Here is a 14,193-nt window from a genome sequence, read left to right as displayed (position 1 = left end):
CGTGCCCGAACAGACACCCCCCACCGACAGCCCGGCGAGAGCCCCGAAGTCCCGAAGCCGGCGCCTGCGCCGCTCCGCCGCCGTCACCGTCCTCGGTGCGCTGGCCCTCGTGGTCGGCCAGGCGACGGCCGCCCAGGCCAATGTCCTCACCCTGCTGCCGCAGAACGCGGACGGTCTGGAGCAGACCTTCTCCCCGGCCTACGACTACGACGGGGACGGCTGCTACGCCACGGCCGCCATCGGTCTGGACGGCACCATCAACCCCGGGCTGAAGCTCGGCGGCGACGTCAACGGGCACTGCCACGACATGGCCCAGCTGAACAACGCCAACACGTACTCCCGCGAGAAGTGCAACAACGACTGGTGCGCGGTGATGTACGCCAGTTACTTCGAGAAGGACCAGGTCACCCTGGGGCCGGCCGCGATCGGTCACACCCACGACTGGGAGCACGTCGTGGTGTGGATCAAGGACAACACGGTCCAGTACGTGTCGGTGTCGCAGCACTCCGCCTACCAGGTGTCGGCGGCCTCGGGGGTGCGCTTCGACGGCACACACCCCAAGATCGTCTACCACAAGGACGGCATCGGCTCGCACGACTTCCGCTTCGCCAACACGAACGACGAGCCCGCGGAGAACGCCACCGGCAACTGGTTCTACCCGCGTCTGGTGGGCTGGAACGGCTACCCGGCGGGCCTCAAGGACAAGCTCCTGGCCGCCGACTTCGGTTCGGCCACGCTGAAGATCAGGGACAGCGACTTCAACTACGCGCTGTCCATCGCGAAGCCGTCCGGCATCTCGTTCGACCCGAACGCGTGATGCCGGCCCGGCCTCGGAATCGTGGCTATGGGCGGGTCTCGTAGCGCGGTTTCGGGGCCGGGTGGATGTTCTGGTTGAGGCGGAAGACGTTGTCCGGGTCGCGGTCGGCCTTGATGCGGGCCAGCCGCGCGTAGTTGCCCCGGTAGCTGGCCCGGACGCGTTCCTGACCCTCGTCCATCATCATGTTCACGTAGGCGCCGCCCGCCGAGTACGGGTGCAGGGCCTCCTGGTAGTCGACGGCCCACCTCTTGATGAGCTCGGCGTTGGCGGGGTCCCTGTCGACCCCGGCGAAGACGGACGCCCAGGTCGCGTCGCGATACGCCCACGGGGTCTCGTCGTTGCCGACGTCGTGGGCGGCGCCGTCGATCGGGTAGAGGTGCATCGTGGACTGCGGGGTGGGCACCTCGGCGCCGAACTTGGCGTGGAGTTCCACGGCCTCGTCGGGGATCTCGTCGACGAAGTCGGCGCGCCAGTACCACTGGTCGCCGGGCGGGTAGAGCCCGTCGAACATGCCCTGCATGTCGGGGTGTTGCATCGGTCCGGGCGCGTGCAGCAGCGGTGCGGGCAGGGCGTCGAGCAACGGGGCCATCTCGCGTGCGGCGGCCTCGGTGTCGCCGCCGGTCCAGCACCAGACGACGCCCGCCGTCTTGCGCAGCTGGAGCTCCTCGGGGAACGGCGGGGCGGGCGGCACGCTGCCGTGCAGGAAGAACGCGTTCAGCTCGCGGGGCGCGGTCGGCAGGAACTCCCGGTAGGCGGTGAGGACTTCGGCGCTGATCTCGACCGGCCAGAAGGTGGGTCCGGCGACGACCGTGCTGATCTCGTGCAGGCGGAACAGGAACGAGGTGACGACGCCGAAGTTGCCGCCGCCGCCCCGGACCGCCCAGAACAGGTCGGTGTTCTCGTCTGCGCTCGCCCGCACCCGGCTGCCGTCGGCGAGGACGAGGTCGGCCGCCAGCAGGTTGTCGATGGTCAGCCCGCACTTGCGGGTGAGATGGCCGAGCCCGCCGCCGGTGGCGATGCCGCCGACGCCGGTGGTGGAGATGATGCCGCTGGGCGTGGCGAGCCCGTACGCGTTGGTGGCGCGGTCCACCTCGCCCCAGACGCAGCCGCCGCCGACCCGGACCGTACGGGCCTCGGGGTCCACGTGGATGTCCTTGAGCAGGGAGAGATCGGCGACCACTCCCCCGTCGACGGTGCCGAGCCCGGCCCCGTGGTGGCCGCCGCCGCGCACCGCGAGGGGCAGGCCGTGGGCGCGCGCGAAGCCGATCACCCGGGCCACGGCGTCCGCGTCGGCGCAGCGCGCGATCAGCGCGGGCCGTTTGTCGATCATCGCGTTGTAGACGGCGCGGACCTCGGGATAGGCGGCGTCGTCCGGGCCGATCAACTCCCCGGTGAAGTCGGTCAGTTCACGGCGCGCGTCCTGGGCTGGTGAGCTGGACATGGGTTCCCCGTTTCCTGGTGCACTGGATGACCCACTTGTTCTATTTCGCCCGCAACGTGCGGTCATCCGTACGCGTCACCCACCTCGGCGCCCCCGGCTACCTACGTTTCGCCGTACGGCGGCAGACCGAGCTCCGCGGCCCGCGCGGCCGCCTGCCGTCTGGTGGGCGCGTCCAGCTTCTCCAGGACGGCCCGCACATGGTTGTCGACGGTACGGACGGACACGACGAGCCGGTCGGCGATCTCCGGGTTGGTCAGACCGTCCACCAGCAGTCGTACGACCTGGAGTTGGCGGTCGGTGAGGCCGGCCGGGTTGCCCCGGGTCGCCGCGTGCGGACCGCGCGGGACGTGGCGGACGCCGAGGCGGCGCAGTTCGGCGCGGACCAGGCCGGCGAGGGGTTCCGCGCCGAGGGCGTCGAGTTGGGCGAGGGCGGTGAGTTTGTCGGCCGGGTCGGGGCTCTCGGCGAGCGCGGCGGTGTGTTCGTAGGGGCAGCCGGCCTGCCGCCACAGGTCCGCGGCCCGCTTCCACTCCCCGGCCGCCTGGAGCGCGTACGGGTGGTCGCTGTCGTCGGTATCGACGGCGTGCCCGGCTTTGCTGAGCCAGTAGCCGAGTTCGGCCCGGTAGGGCCCGTAGTCGAGCCGCCCGGCCTGCGCGTGGACCGGTGCCGCCGCCTCGGCCGCCGCCGCGTGATCGCCGCGCAGCCAGGCCGCCTCCGCCCGTGCGGCGGCCACCGGCCCGGTGCGCTGGAGTTCCTGGGTCCGTTCGGCGATCTCCCAGGCCTGGTCGAGGAGTTCACCGGCGCCGGGCCTGCCGCGGCGGACCCGTACCCGGGCCAGGACGGTCAGCGCGGGGCAGCGGGCCGGTACGAACTCGTGCATCCCGTACTCGGCGTGCCGCTCGGCCTCCTCCCAGTCGGCGGCGGCGAGCCGGCGCATGGCCTGCTCGACGTGCAGGTAGTTGAGGAACCCCAAGTGCTCGGCGCGGTCGGCGAGTTCCATGGCCGGGGGCAGGAAGCGGTCGGCCTCGGCGTACTGGAGGTTGTCGAGGAGGGTCCAGATGATGTTGGCGTAGGACCGGCAGGCGTGTTCGACCTCGCCCGCGGCCAGCGCCACCGCGAGGCTCTCCTCCAACTGCCGTCGCCCGTCCGGGTCTCCGCTGCGCCAGCGGGTGGTGCCCACGTTGTTGAGGGCGTGCGCCAGGATCGCCGGGTCGTCGGCGCGGCGGGCCAGGACGATGGCGCGCTCGCCGTGGGCGAGGGCTTCCGCGTACTGGTCGGAGAGCATCCGCAGTTGGGCGGTGTTGCTGTGCGCGAGGGCCAACAGGCGGTCGTCCCCGGCGTGTTCGAGGACGGCGATGGCCTCGCGTGCCGCGTCCTGGGCCTCGTCCGCGTGGCCCGCCCACCAGTGGATGCGGGACAGCCAGCGCAGGTCGGCGCCGAGCGCGAGGGTGTCACCGAGGGAGCGGCGCAGGGCCACGGCGTCGCGCTGGGCGGCGACGGCCTCGACGGAGTCGGCGAGGGTGTAGCACTCCACGGCGTAGCGTTCGAGCAGGTCGGCGAGTTCGGCGGGGCTGTAGCGGTGCCGCTGTCGCAACACCAGCCGCAGATGGGCGGCGGCCTCGCGGTGGGCGCCGGCCTCGGTGGCGTCGCGGGCCGCGTCGGGGCCGTAGCGCGCGATGGCGTCCTGGTCGCCGGCCCGCGCCGCGTGGTGGACGATACGGGCCGGATCGGAGCCGGGCCGGGCCACCAGCGCGGTGAGCACCCGCCGGTCGAGGTCGATACGGCGGGCCGCGGGCAGCGAGTCGGCGACGGCCCGGCGGATCAACTCGTGGCGGAACGCGACCCGTTCGGGGGTGACGGTGAGCAGTCCGCGCTGTTCGGCGGCGGCGAGTCCGGCCACGCCGTCCGCCAACAGCGCGTCGACGAGGGTGCGTTCGACGGCGGAGGGGACCACGGCGAGTTGCTCCAGGGCGTCGACGCTGCGGCCGTCGAGACCGCGCAGCCGGGCGAGCACCGCGTCGACGACCGTCGGGGGCACGGTCCCGGTGCCGCCGGCCGCGAGGATCTCGGTGACGAAGAAGGGGTTGCCGGAGGTCACCTCGTACACCTGGGCCGGGTCGAGCCTGCTGGCCGAACTGAGCGTGCGCACGGCCGACTTGGAGAGGCGGGCCAGCGGCAGCCGGTGCACGCGGTCCGCGCGGGAGACCTGCCCGAGGAGGTGGCGCAGCGGGTGCTCGCGGCTCAGCTCGTCGTCCCGGTAGGTGAGGACGAGTACGGCGGGCAGCTGTGCCATCCGCCGGACCAGAAAGCGCAGTGCGTCCAGCGAGGCCTCGTCGGCCCAGTGGACGTCCTCCACGACGAGCACCGCCGGATGCGGTACACCGGACAGCTCACCTTGCAGGGCTTCGTAGACGCGGTGGCGGTCGCCGCCCTCCATGACGGCCCGGGCGAGTTCGGCGCCGACGCTGCCGATCAGGTCGCGGAACGGGCCGAGGGGGCGGCGGGTGGCGAGGTCGTCGCACTGGCCCAGGAGGATGCGGGTGTGCTGCGGCAGCCGCTCGGGCATGGCTCTGACCAGGCTCGACTTGCCGATGCCGGCCTCGCCGAAGACGAGCGCGACGGATCCGGCCCCGTCCGCCGCCTCACGCGCGGCCGCGGCCAGCCGTACCAGCTCCGGCTCGCGTTCCAGGATCCCCCGATCCACGGCGTCGATTCTGCCACTCGCGGGGACATGCCGGACCCGCCCGGCTCAGCGGGGAGTTCGCGTGCCCCGCGGCGCCTTCCGCACCGGCATGATCCCGTGTCGACGGCGCGGTTTGGGGGCGTCGAGCATGCTGACGCCGTTGTAGCTCAGGCTGCGGACGAAGAGCACGGGGCCGGCCACGAAGGTGACGAAGACGGCGATCACGCTGACGGAGAAGAGGGCGGGCAGCGACTGCCCCTCGGGGAGGGTCTTCCCGCCTTCGTGAATGGCGTAGGCGAAGGCCGCGAAGAAGACGACCAGGCACAGCACCGCGAGGACGCGGAGGACGCTCGCGATCGTCCGGGTGGAGGAGTGGTCGCGCACTTCGGCCAGCAGGGAGGCCGAGCACTCGGGGCAGGTCAGCTCCACCGTGTGCTTGCCCGACGTGGGCCGCTTGACCACATAGCGGGCGTCGGTCCAGGTGATCGTGCGCGTTCTCGGTCTGAGGAATCCCCCGGAGACCTTGTCACCGAGTATGTGCCGGACTGCGACCTCAACGGCCCCCGTTGTGTTCATGTTTCCTCCGACCGGTGCACCTGGCGATCATCACGAAGCCCGCACAGTCTGACCTGTGAGAACCAGCCACTCAATGATCCTGGTGATTTCTTTTCCCTCGCCTACAACTTCTCAACTCAGCCCTGCCCTGCGGGACTTCTCCGGTCGCACCTCTTGACGGCTTTGGTGCAGACCTTTAGGTTCACCAGCCAACAGACCTCCCATGAATGCACTTTGCGCTCACATATGTGAACACGCGTGTTCACCTCTCACCGCCCTCACGCCGGCGGCGTCCACCCCCCACCCCAGGACGAAAGGCCCCCTCGTCATGCAACGCCTCGCCCTGCGCTGCGCCCTCGCGCTGTCCCTCGGTCTCACCGCCGTCGGCACCCTCGGAGCCCCCTCCGCCTCGGCAGCGACCGGCACCATCACCGGACTGGCCGGCAAGTGTCTCGACGTGGCCGGCGCGAGCTCGGCCGACGGCACCGCCGTACAGCTCTACGACTGCAACGGAACCGCCGCCCAGCAGTGGACGGTCGGCTCCGACGGCACCATCAGAGCCCTCGGCAAGTGCCTTGACATCACCGGCAATTCGACGGCCAACGGCGCCCAGCTCCAGCTGTGGACGTGCGCGGGCAGCGCCAACCAGCAGTGGACGGTCACCGCGGCGCGCGACATCGTGAACCCGGCCGCGAACAAGTGCCTCGACGTCACCGGGAGTTCGTCGGCGAACGGCACCCGTACCCAGATCTGGACCTGCACGGGCGCCGCCAACCAGAAGTGGACCGCACCGGCCGCGGGCGGCACGACCCCGCCCACGACCGCGCCGATGGCCGTCGCGCCGTACCTCTACAACGGCTGGGGGAACCCGCCCAGCCCCACGACTGTCATGAACGCAACCGGCGTGAAGTGGTTCACGCTCGCGTTCGTCCTGAGCAACGGCTACTGCAACCCGCAGTGGGACGGCGGCCGGGCGCTGACCGGCGGGGTCGACCAGTCGACCATCAACACCGTGCGGGCCAACGGCGGCGATGTCGTCCCGTCCTTCGGCGGCTACAGCGGCAACAAGCTGGAGAGCTCCTGCTCCAGCGCGAGCGAGCTGGCGGCGGCCTACCAGAAGGTCATCAGCGCCTACTCGCTGAAGGCCATCGACATCGACATCGAGGCCGACGCGTACAGCAACGCGACCGTGCAGCAGCGCACGGTCGACGCGCTGAAGACCGTCAAGGCCAACAACCCGGGCATCAAGGTGTACGTCACCATCGGCACCGGGCAGAGCGGCCCCGACACCAGCCTCATCAACCGGGCCGCCTCGTCCGGGCTGACCGTGGACGCCTGGACGATCATGCCGTTCGACTTCGGCGGCGCGGGCCAGAACATGGGCACGCTCACCCAGCGCGCTGCCGAGGGCCTCAAGACCGCGCTGAAGAACGCGTACGGCTACAGCGACGACGCGGCCTACCGGGACATGGGCATCTCGTCGATGAACGGCATCACCGACAACAACGAGACCGTCACCACCGCCGACTTCCAGACCATCCTCGGCTACGCGCAGGCACACCACCTGGCGCGGCTGACGTTCTGGTCCGCGAACCGTGACCGGCCCTGCCCGGGCGCCTACCCGAACGACGACACCTGCTCGGGCGTGAGCCAGACCAACTGGCAGTTCACCAGCATCTTCGCCCAGTACACCGGCTGACGGACGCCCTCCGACCCTTTCCTCCCAACCCCCCATCACCACAGGAGAATCCGTGCTCAGACGGAAAAGACTGTCCGGCCGTCACGTGATACCGAGAGCGCTCACGGCCGTCGCGCTCGTGGCGACCACCGTGACCGGCATCGAGTTCGCCGCGCAGGGTTCGGCGAGCGCCGCGAACTCGGCCGCCGCCGCGATCCCGACCGGCTACACCACCGTGGTCAACAAGGGCAGCGGCAAATGCGTCGACGCCCGCTCGGCCGCGAGCGCCGACGGCACCGCCGTCCAGCAGTACACCTGCAACGGATCCACCGCGCAGAACTGGCAGTTGGTCGCCACCGACAGCGGCTACTACCGCGTCAACAGCAACCTGAACGGCGCCGAGGCCTGGGACGTCACCAATGTCTCGACCGCCGACTCCGCGCCGATCCAGCTGTGGACGTACTCCGGTGGCAACAACCAGCAGTGGCTGCCGGTCGCCGAGTCCGACGGCTCCTACCACTTCGTCAACCGCAACAGCGGCAAGTGCCTCGACGTGCCGAGCGCGTCGACCGCCGACAGCGTGCAGCTCGCGCAGTACACCTGCAACGGCACGGCCGCGCAGTCCTTCACGCTCAGCGGCGGCGGTACGACGAACCCGCCCGGCACCCCGGACTTCGGTCCCAACGTGACGGTGTTCGACCCGTCGATGTCGGCGTCCAGCATCCAGTCCAAGCTGGACTCGGTCTTCTCCCAGCAGCAGACCAACCAGTTCGGCTCGGCCCGCCAGGCCCTGCTGTTCAAGCCCGGCACCTACAGCGCGAACGCCAACGTCGGCTTCTACACGCAGGTCGCGGGCCTCGGCTTCTCGCCGGACGACGTGACGATCAACGGCGCGGTGCACGCGGAGGCCGACTGGTTCCAGGGCAACGCGACGCAGAACTTCTGGCGCGACGCCGAGAACCTGTCGGTCAACCCCACCGGCGGTACTGACCGTTGGGCCGTCTCGCAGGCCGCGCCGTACCGGCGTATGCATGTGCGCGGCAACCTGGCGCTGGACGACGGCGGTTGGTCCAGCGGCGGCTTCATCTCCGACACCAAGGTCGACGGCCAGATCCAGTCCGGGACCCAGCAGCAGTTCCTCACCAGGAACTCCACGATGGGCAGTTGGTCCGGCTCCAACTGGAACATGGTCTTCGTCGGCGACCAGGGCGCACCCGCCCAGTCCTTCCCGACGTACACCAACGTCGCCAGCTCCCCGACGATCCGCGAGAAGCCCTTCCTCTACGTCGACAGCGCGGGCGCCTACCAGGTGTTCGTCCCCGGACTCCAGTCCAACGCCGTCGGCACGACGTGGAGCGGGAAGACCCCGGCGGGCAAGTCCCTGCCGATCGACCAGTTCTACATCGTCAAGCCCGGCGCCACCGCCGCCGACATGAACACGGCCCTGGCCGCCGGCAAGAACCTCCTCGTCACCCCGGGTGTCTACCACCTCAACCAGACGATCAACATCACGCGCCCCGACACGGTCGTCCTGGGCATGGGCCTGGCCACCTTCGTGCCGGACGGCGGGATCACCGCGATCTCCACGGCCGACGTGGACGGCATCGAGCTGGCGGGTCTGCTGGTCGACGCGGGCACCACCAACTCCGCGACGCTGGTGCAGATCGGCCCGTCCGGCTCGACCGCCTCGCACGCCGCCGACCCGACGCAGTTGTCCGATGTCTTCGTCCGCATCGGTGGCGCCACCATTGGCAAGGCCACCAACTCCGTGGTGATCAACAGCGCCAACACGATCGTCGACCACACCTGGATCTGGCGGGCGGACCACGGCAATTCGGGCACGGTCGGCTGGACCACCAACACGGCGGACACCGGACTGATCGTCAACGGCGCCAACGTGACGGCGTACGGCCTGTTCGTCGAGCACTTCCAGAAGACCCAGGTCCTCTGGAACGGCAACGGCGGCAGAACGTACTTCTTCCAGAACGAGATGCCCTACGACCCGCCGAACCAGTCCTCCTGGATGAACGGCACCGGCAAGGGCTACCCCGCCTACAAGGTCGCCGCGGGCGTAACCACCCATGAGGCGTGGGGACTTGGCAGCTACTGCTACTTCAGCTCCAACTCCAGCGTGGTCGCCGATCACGCCTTCGAGGTGCCGAGCGTGTCCGGGGTCAAGTTCCACGACATGGTGACCGTCTCACTGGGTGGCGTCGGCACGATCAGCCACATCATCAACAGCACCGGCGGACCGTCCAACTCCAGCACCAACGTCGCCTACCTGACCAACTACCCGTAGACGCACGGAAAGGATCGATCACTCACATGAACACCAACAGATCCGGTTCCACCCGCGCGCTCCTGCGGGTCCTGCTCCTGCTGGCGACGCTGCTCGGTCTCGCGTCCGTGCCGCCGGCCGCCCAGGCGAGCACCGCGGCAACGCCGTTCAAGATCCTCGCGCTCTACAGCGGGACCTACGACGCGGCGCACATCGACTTCGACAAGGAGGCGAACGTCTGGTTCCCGCAGCAGACGGCGGCCAACGGCTACACCTACACGGCCAGCACCAACTGGGACCTGCTCGCCAACGGCGGGGTCAACGCGTACCAGGTCGTCCTGTTCCTCGACGACCTGCCGCAGACCGCCGCCCAACGCTCCGGTTTCGAGGCGTACATGAGGGGTGGCGGCGGCTTCATGGGCTTCCACGTCTCGGCCTTCACGACCAACGCGGCGAGCTGGTCCTGGTACCACAACACGTTCCTCGGCTCGGGGAACTTCGTGTCCAACACCTGGGGGCCGACCTCGGTCACCCTGAAGGTGGAGGACCATTCGATCCCGCCCACCGCCACCCTGCCGGCCACGTTCACCTCGTCGGTCAGCGAGTGGTACAGCTGGTCCAACGATCTGCGGCAGAACCCGGACATCAAGATCCTGGCGTCGATCGACCCGAGCAGCTTCCCGGTCGGCACCGACCCCAACCAGTCCTGGTACAGCGGGTATTACCCCATCATCTGGACCAACACGAAGTACAAGATGCTGTACGCGAACTTCGGCCACAACGCGATGAACTACACGACCAACACGCGGCTGTCGTCGACGTTCGCGAGCGCCACCCAGAACCAGTTCCTGCTGAACGGGCTCAAGTGGCTGGGCGGGGGCGACACTTCGACGCCGCCGACGGACACCCCGATCTCCGAGACCTCCTGGTACTCCGTGCAGAACGGCGGCAACGGCACCTGCGTGGACGCCCGTTCGGCGGCCACGGCCAACGGGACGGCGATCCAGCAGTACGCCTGCAACGGCACGACGGCGCAGCAGTACCAGTTCCGCTCCACCGACAGCGGGTACATGGAGATCACCGCGCGCGGCAACCCGGCACAGGTCATCGACGTGACCGACCGCTCGACGGCGGACAACGCGCCGTTGCAGCTGTGGGCCTACTCCGGTGGCACGAACCAGCAGTGGCAGCCGGTGCGTGAGACGAGCGGGCGCTATCACTTCGTCGCCCGGCACAGCGGCAAGTGCCTGAGCGCCGCCACGGCGGCGACCAACAGTGTCCAGCTCACCCAGCGGGCCTGCGACGGCTCGACCGCGCAGTCCTTCACACTCGCCGTGCAGTCCTGAGCCACCGCACGGCAGAACAAGGGTGCCTCCCACCGCACGGACGCGGTGGGAGGCACCCTTGTTTTCATTGCTAACAGAAGACTGTTGTCATCGATACGGATCACTGTTATCGTCGATTACATGAACACGAGATCGCTGATTATCGAGGCAGCGGCGGAGCTGATCGCCCAGTCGCCGAGCGGCGATGTGTCGACGCGCGCGGTGTGCGAGGCGGCGGGGGTGCAACAGCCGGTCCTCTACCGCCTGTTCGGCGACAAGGACGGGTTGCTGGCGGCCACGGTCGACCACGTCTGGGACCAGTACCTGGAGACCAAGCGCGCCGCGGAGAAGTCCGAGGACCCGCTCCGGGACCTCCGGGCCGGCTGGGACAGCCACACGGCGTTCGCGCTGGCGCACCCCAACGCCTACAAGCTGATGTTCTCCCCGGCGCTGCGTTCCGTGCCCGAGGCGGCGGCGGAGGCGATGCGCATCCTGCGGGAGGACCTGGAGCGGCTCGCCGCACAGGGCCGCCTGCGTATCGCACCGGAGATCGCGGCACGCATGGTCATGTCGGCCAACACCGGGGTGTCCCTGGCACTGATCACCCGTCCCACGCTGTATCCGGACTCCGGCCTGTCGAGGCTGGTCCGGGACGCGATCCACCAGGCGATCCTGCTCGACCCCGCGGCGGACACCACGGCCGTGGACGCCCGCGCCGCGGCCGCGACCACGCTGCTCTCGTCCCTGGACGACCTCACCCCCGAACCGTTCACCCCCGCGGAGTCGGCCCTGCTCGGGCAGTGGCTCACGCAGATCCCCACCTCACGGAAGGACCCCCACCATGACTGACACCGACACCACCACCCGCGTCGCCCTGGTCACCGGCGGCTCCGGCGGCATCGGCCGCGCGGTAGCGGAGCGGCTGGCCAAGGACGGCGTCGCGATCGGCGTGCACTACGCGGGCAACAAGGCCAAGGCCGACGAGACGGTCGCCGCGATCGTCGCGGCCGGCGGCAGGGCGATCCCGGTCGGCGGTGACGTCGCCGACGAGGACGCGATGTCGGCCGCGTTCGACGCGGTGGAGCAGGAGTTCGGCGGCATCGACGTCGTCGTCAACACCGCCGGGATCATGGTCCTCTCCCCCGTCGCCACCCTGAACCTCGACGACCTCGACCGCATGCACCGCACCAACATCCGAGGCACGTTCGTCGTCTCCCAGCAGGCGGCCCGGCGGGTCCGCGCGGGCGGCGCGATCATCAACTTCTCCACCACCGTGACCCGCACCAAGTTCCCGACGTACGGCGCCTACGTGGCGAGCAAGGCCGCGGTCGAGGCGATGACGCTCGTCCTGGCCCGCGAGCTGCGCGGCAAGGACATCACCGTCAACGCCGTCGCCCCCGGCCCGACCGCCACTCCCCTGTTCCTGAACGGCAAGGACGAGGCCACGGTCGAGAACCTCGCCAAGGCCGCCCCGCTGGAGCGCCTGGGCACCCCGGACGACATCGCGGAGTCGGTCGCGTTCCTGGCGGGCCCCGCCCGCTGGATCAACGGCCAAGTGCTGTTCGCCAACGGCGGGTTGGCCTGAGCCGTCACACCCCTCAAGGAGATCCCCATGAACAACATCGTCGTGATCACCGGCGCCTCCAGCGGTTTCGGCGCCCTCACCGCCCGCGCCCTCGCGGACGAGGGCGACACCGTGTACGCCGGGATGCGCAACACCACCACCCGCAACGCGCCCCAGGTTCAGGCCGCCGCCGACTACGGCAAGGAACACGGCGTCGACCTGCGCTCCATAGAACTCGACGTCAACGCGCAGGACTCGGTCGACTCGGCGATCGACCGGGTCATCGCCGAGCACGGCCGCATCGACGTCCTGATCCACAACGCCGGCCACATGGTCACCGGACCGGCCGAGGCCTTCACGCCCGAGCAGCTCGCCGAGCTGTACGACGTGAACGTCCTCTCCACCCAGCGCGTCAACCGCGCCGCACTGCCCCATCTGCGCGCGGCCGGCCGGGGTCTGGTGATCTGGGTGTCGAGTTCGAGCGTCAAGGGCGGCACCCCGCCGTATCTGGCCCCGTACTTCGCCGCCAAGGCCGCGATGGACTCACTCGCCGTCAGTTACGCGGCCGAGCTGGCCCGCTGGGGCGTGGAGACCTCCATCGTGGTGCCCGGTTCCTTCACCAGCGGCACGAACCACTTCGCGCACTCCGGGCGCCCGGCGGACAGCGCGGTCGAGGCACAGTACGAGACGCGGTACGCGGGTCTGATGACCCAAGTGGCCGAGAAACTGGCCGCGTTGGCGCCCGAGGGTGCGGACGCCTCGCTGGTCTCCGAGGAGATCGCCCGTATCGTCGCGCTCCCCGCGGGGCAGCGCCCGTACCGGGTGCACATCGATCCGGCCGACGACGGCTCCGAGGCGGTCTCCGTCCTGGCCGACCGCATCCGCCGCGACTTCCTGACCCGCGTCGACCTCGCGGACCTGCTCTCCGTGCACCCCTCGGCGGCCTGACCACCCCGGCTACAGACCCGCCGCCTCGGCCACCTCCCGCCGCAACGACTCCCCGCCCCCGAACAACTCCTCGGACACGGCCCGTACGGCGTTCACGACCAGCGGAGCCACCAACTCCAGCGGTGCCCGCCCGTCGCCGACGACCGAGATCGCGCCGACCGGGCCGTCGGGCCCGCGCAGCGCGAGGCCGACACAACCCAGGTCGGGGAAACACTCACCCCGATCGATGGCCAGCCCGTTGCGCCGGCGTACGGTGCTCAACTCCCGGTGGAGCAGGTCGAGTCGGCCGATGCTGTGGGAGGTGCGGCACTCCATCGACTGCTGGTAGCGGGCGTCGATCTCCTCCGGGCTGAGCCAGGCGAGCATCGCCTTGCCGAGACCGGTGCAGTGGGCGACCGCCCGGCCGCCGACCCGGGAGGGGATGTCGACCGCGGCCCGGCCGCCGACCTTGTCGAGGTAGTAGATCTCGGGGCCGTCGAGGACGGCGAGATGGACGACCATCTTCGTGCGGACGGCCAGGTCGAGGAGTTGCGGCGCGGCTGCCGCGCGCAGTGTACTGTGTCCGATCTCCCGTCCGCCGAGACCGAGCGCGCGCGGTCCCAGCGCGTACCCGGCGACCGTGTGGTGCAGCCAGTCCAGGCGCACCAGTTGGTCGAGGATCCGGTGGGTGGTCGAGCGCGGCAACTGGGTCCTGCGGGAGACCACTTCGAGGGTGAGGTGTGTCTGGGGCCGCTCGAAGAGGTCCATGATCAACGTCACGCGCTCCATCATCGACGGTGGCAGCGCATGCCGGTCGGCCTCGTATCGCGGCTCCAGTCGAAGGGCAGACGTCATCGTCAATGCCTCTCTGCTCAAACTGAAATCAATTCTAGTTCGGCGCCTTCGTCAACGTACCAACGGCGTCCG

Annotated in this window: 11 protein-coding genes; 7 read left to right on the top strand and 4 right to left on the bottom strand. The window is 69.9% G+C overall.

The genetic code is table 11. The annotated features are described in order from the left end of the window. Positions 1–64 precede the first annotated feature (64 nt). Positions 65–817: an NPP1 family protein gene (locus tag SSP08S_RS13400; protein WP_026178456.1), complete on the top strand. Its 753-nt coding sequence runs from the start codon at positions 65–67 to the stop codon at positions 815–817. A gap of 25 nt (positions 818–842) precedes the next feature. Here SSP08S_RS13400 and SSP08S_RS13395 read toward each other — a convergent pair whose 3' ends face one another. The 3 genes from SSP08S_RS13395 to SSP08S_RS13385 all read right to left on the bottom strand — a co-directional run bounded on the left by SSP08S_RS13395 (position 843) and on the right by SSP08S_RS13385 (position 5,515). Beyond that, positions 843–2,258, bottom strand: coding sequence for an FAD-binding oxidoreductase (locus tag SSP08S_RS13395; protein WP_019068113.1), 1,416 nt, complete (start codon positions 2,256–2,258; stop codon positions 843–845). 101 nt (positions 2,259–2,359) lie between these two features. Next, positions 2,360–4,960, bottom strand: a complete 2,601-nt coding sequence (locus SSP08S_RS13390; protein WP_019068112.1) for a helix-turn-helix transcriptional regulator — start codon at positions 4,958–4,960, stop codon at positions 2,360–2,362. 45 nt (positions 4,961–5,005) lie between these two features. After that, positions 5,006–5,515, bottom strand: a complete 510-nt coding sequence (locus SSP08S_RS13385) for a hypothetical protein (RefSeq protein WP_019068111.1) — start codon at positions 5,513–5,515, stop codon at positions 5,006–5,008. Between the two features lie 307 nt (positions 5,516–5,822). Between SSP08S_RS13385 and SSP08S_RS13380 the strand changes: the two genes are divergently transcribed. The 6 genes from SSP08S_RS13380 to SSP08S_RS13355 all read left to right on the top strand — a co-directional run bounded on the left by SSP08S_RS13380 (position 5,823) and on the right by SSP08S_RS13355 (position 13,287). Continuing rightward, entirely contained in the window at positions 5,823–7,193 is a 1,371-nt protein-coding gene (locus SSP08S_RS13380; protein WP_019068110.1) for a chitinase, read from the top strand. Positions 7,194–7,245: 52 nt separating this feature from the next. Next, positions 7,246–9,471, top strand: coding sequence for a pectate lyase-like domain-containing protein (locus tag SSP08S_RS13375; protein WP_043259408.1), 2,226 nt, complete (start codon positions 7,246–7,248; stop codon positions 9,469–9,471). A gap of 26 nt (positions 9,472–9,497) precedes the next feature. Further along, positions 9,498–10,796: a ThuA domain-containing protein gene (locus tag SSP08S_RS13370; protein ID WP_019068108.1), complete on the top strand. Its 1,299-nt coding sequence runs from the start codon at positions 9,498–9,500 to the stop codon at positions 10,794–10,796. 120 nt (positions 10,797–10,916) lie between these two features. Next, the gene (locus SSP08S_RS13365) at positions 10,917–11,624 is read left to right on the top strand and encodes a TetR/AcrR family transcriptional regulator (RefSeq protein ID WP_019068107.1); all 708 of its coding nucleotides are present in this window, start codon (positions 10,917–10,919) and stop codon (positions 11,622–11,624) included. Further along, positions 11,617–12,360 (top strand): SDR family oxidoreductase, encoded by a 744-nt coding sequence (locus tag SSP08S_RS13360; protein ID WP_019068106.1) that lies wholly within the window; start codon positions 11,617–11,619, stop codon positions 12,358–12,360. The genes SSP08S_RS13365 and SSP08S_RS13360 overlap by 8 nt, the downstream gene beginning before the upstream one ends. 27 nt (positions 12,361–12,387) lie before the next feature. Further along, positions 12,388–13,287: an SDR family oxidoreductase gene (locus SSP08S_RS13355; RefSeq protein WP_019068105.1), complete on the top strand. Its 900-nt coding sequence runs from the start codon at positions 12,388–12,390 to the stop codon at positions 13,285–13,287. A 9-nt stretch (positions 13,288–13,296) separates the two neighbouring features. On the opposite strand, the gene SSP08S_RS13350 is transcribed toward SSP08S_RS13355, so the two are convergent. After that, on the bottom strand, positions 13,297–14,058 hold the full coding sequence (locus SSP08S_RS13350) for an IclR family transcriptional regulator (protein ID WP_043259407.1): 762 nt from the start codon (positions 14,056–14,058) through the stop codon (positions 13,297–13,299). Positions 14,059–14,193: the final 135 nt, after the last annotated feature.

This window comes from Streptomyces hokutonensis (genome assembly GCF_000376565.1).
GTDB classification, from domain to species: Bacteria; Actinomycetota; Actinomycetes; order Streptomycetales; family Streptomycetaceae; genus Streptomyces; species Streptomyces hokutonensis.
Note: the sequence above shows the minus strand (reverse complement) of the source record. Positions and strands in the feature narration are given on the sequence as shown.

Excerpts from the sequence above, each read along its gene's own strand:
- SSP08S_RS13365 (WP_019068107.1), top strand. The coding sequence starts at position 10,917 with ATGAACACGAGATCGCTGATTATCGAGGCAGCGGCGGAGCTGATCGCC.
- SSP08S_RS13355 (WP_019068105.1), top strand. The coding sequence starts at position 12,388 with ATGAACAACATCGTCGTGATCACCGGCGCCTCCAGCGGTTTCGGCGCC.
- SSP08S_RS13350 (WP_043259407.1), bottom strand. The coding sequence starts at position 14,058 with ATGATGGAGCGCGTGACGTTGATCATGGACCTCTTCGAGCGGCCCCAG.
- SSP08S_RS13360 (WP_019068106.1), top strand. The coding sequence starts at position 11,617 with ATGACTGACACCGACACCACCACCCGCGTCGCCCTGGTCACCGGCGGC.
- SSP08S_RS13370 (WP_019068108.1), top strand. The coding sequence starts at position 9,498 with ATGAACACCAACAGATCCGGTTCCACCCGCGCGCTCCTGCGGGTCCTG.
- SSP08S_RS13395 (WP_019068113.1), bottom strand. The coding sequence starts at position 2,258 with ATGTCCAGCTCACCAGCCCAGGACGCGCGCCGTGAACTGACCGACTTC.
- SSP08S_RS13385 (WP_019068111.1), bottom strand. The coding sequence starts at position 5,515 with ATGAACACAACGGGGGCCGTTGAGGTCGCAGTCCGGCACATACTCGGT.
- SSP08S_RS13380 (WP_019068110.1), top strand. The coding sequence starts at position 5,823 with ATGCAACGCCTCGCCCTGCGCTGCGCCCTCGCGCTGTCCCTCGGTCTC.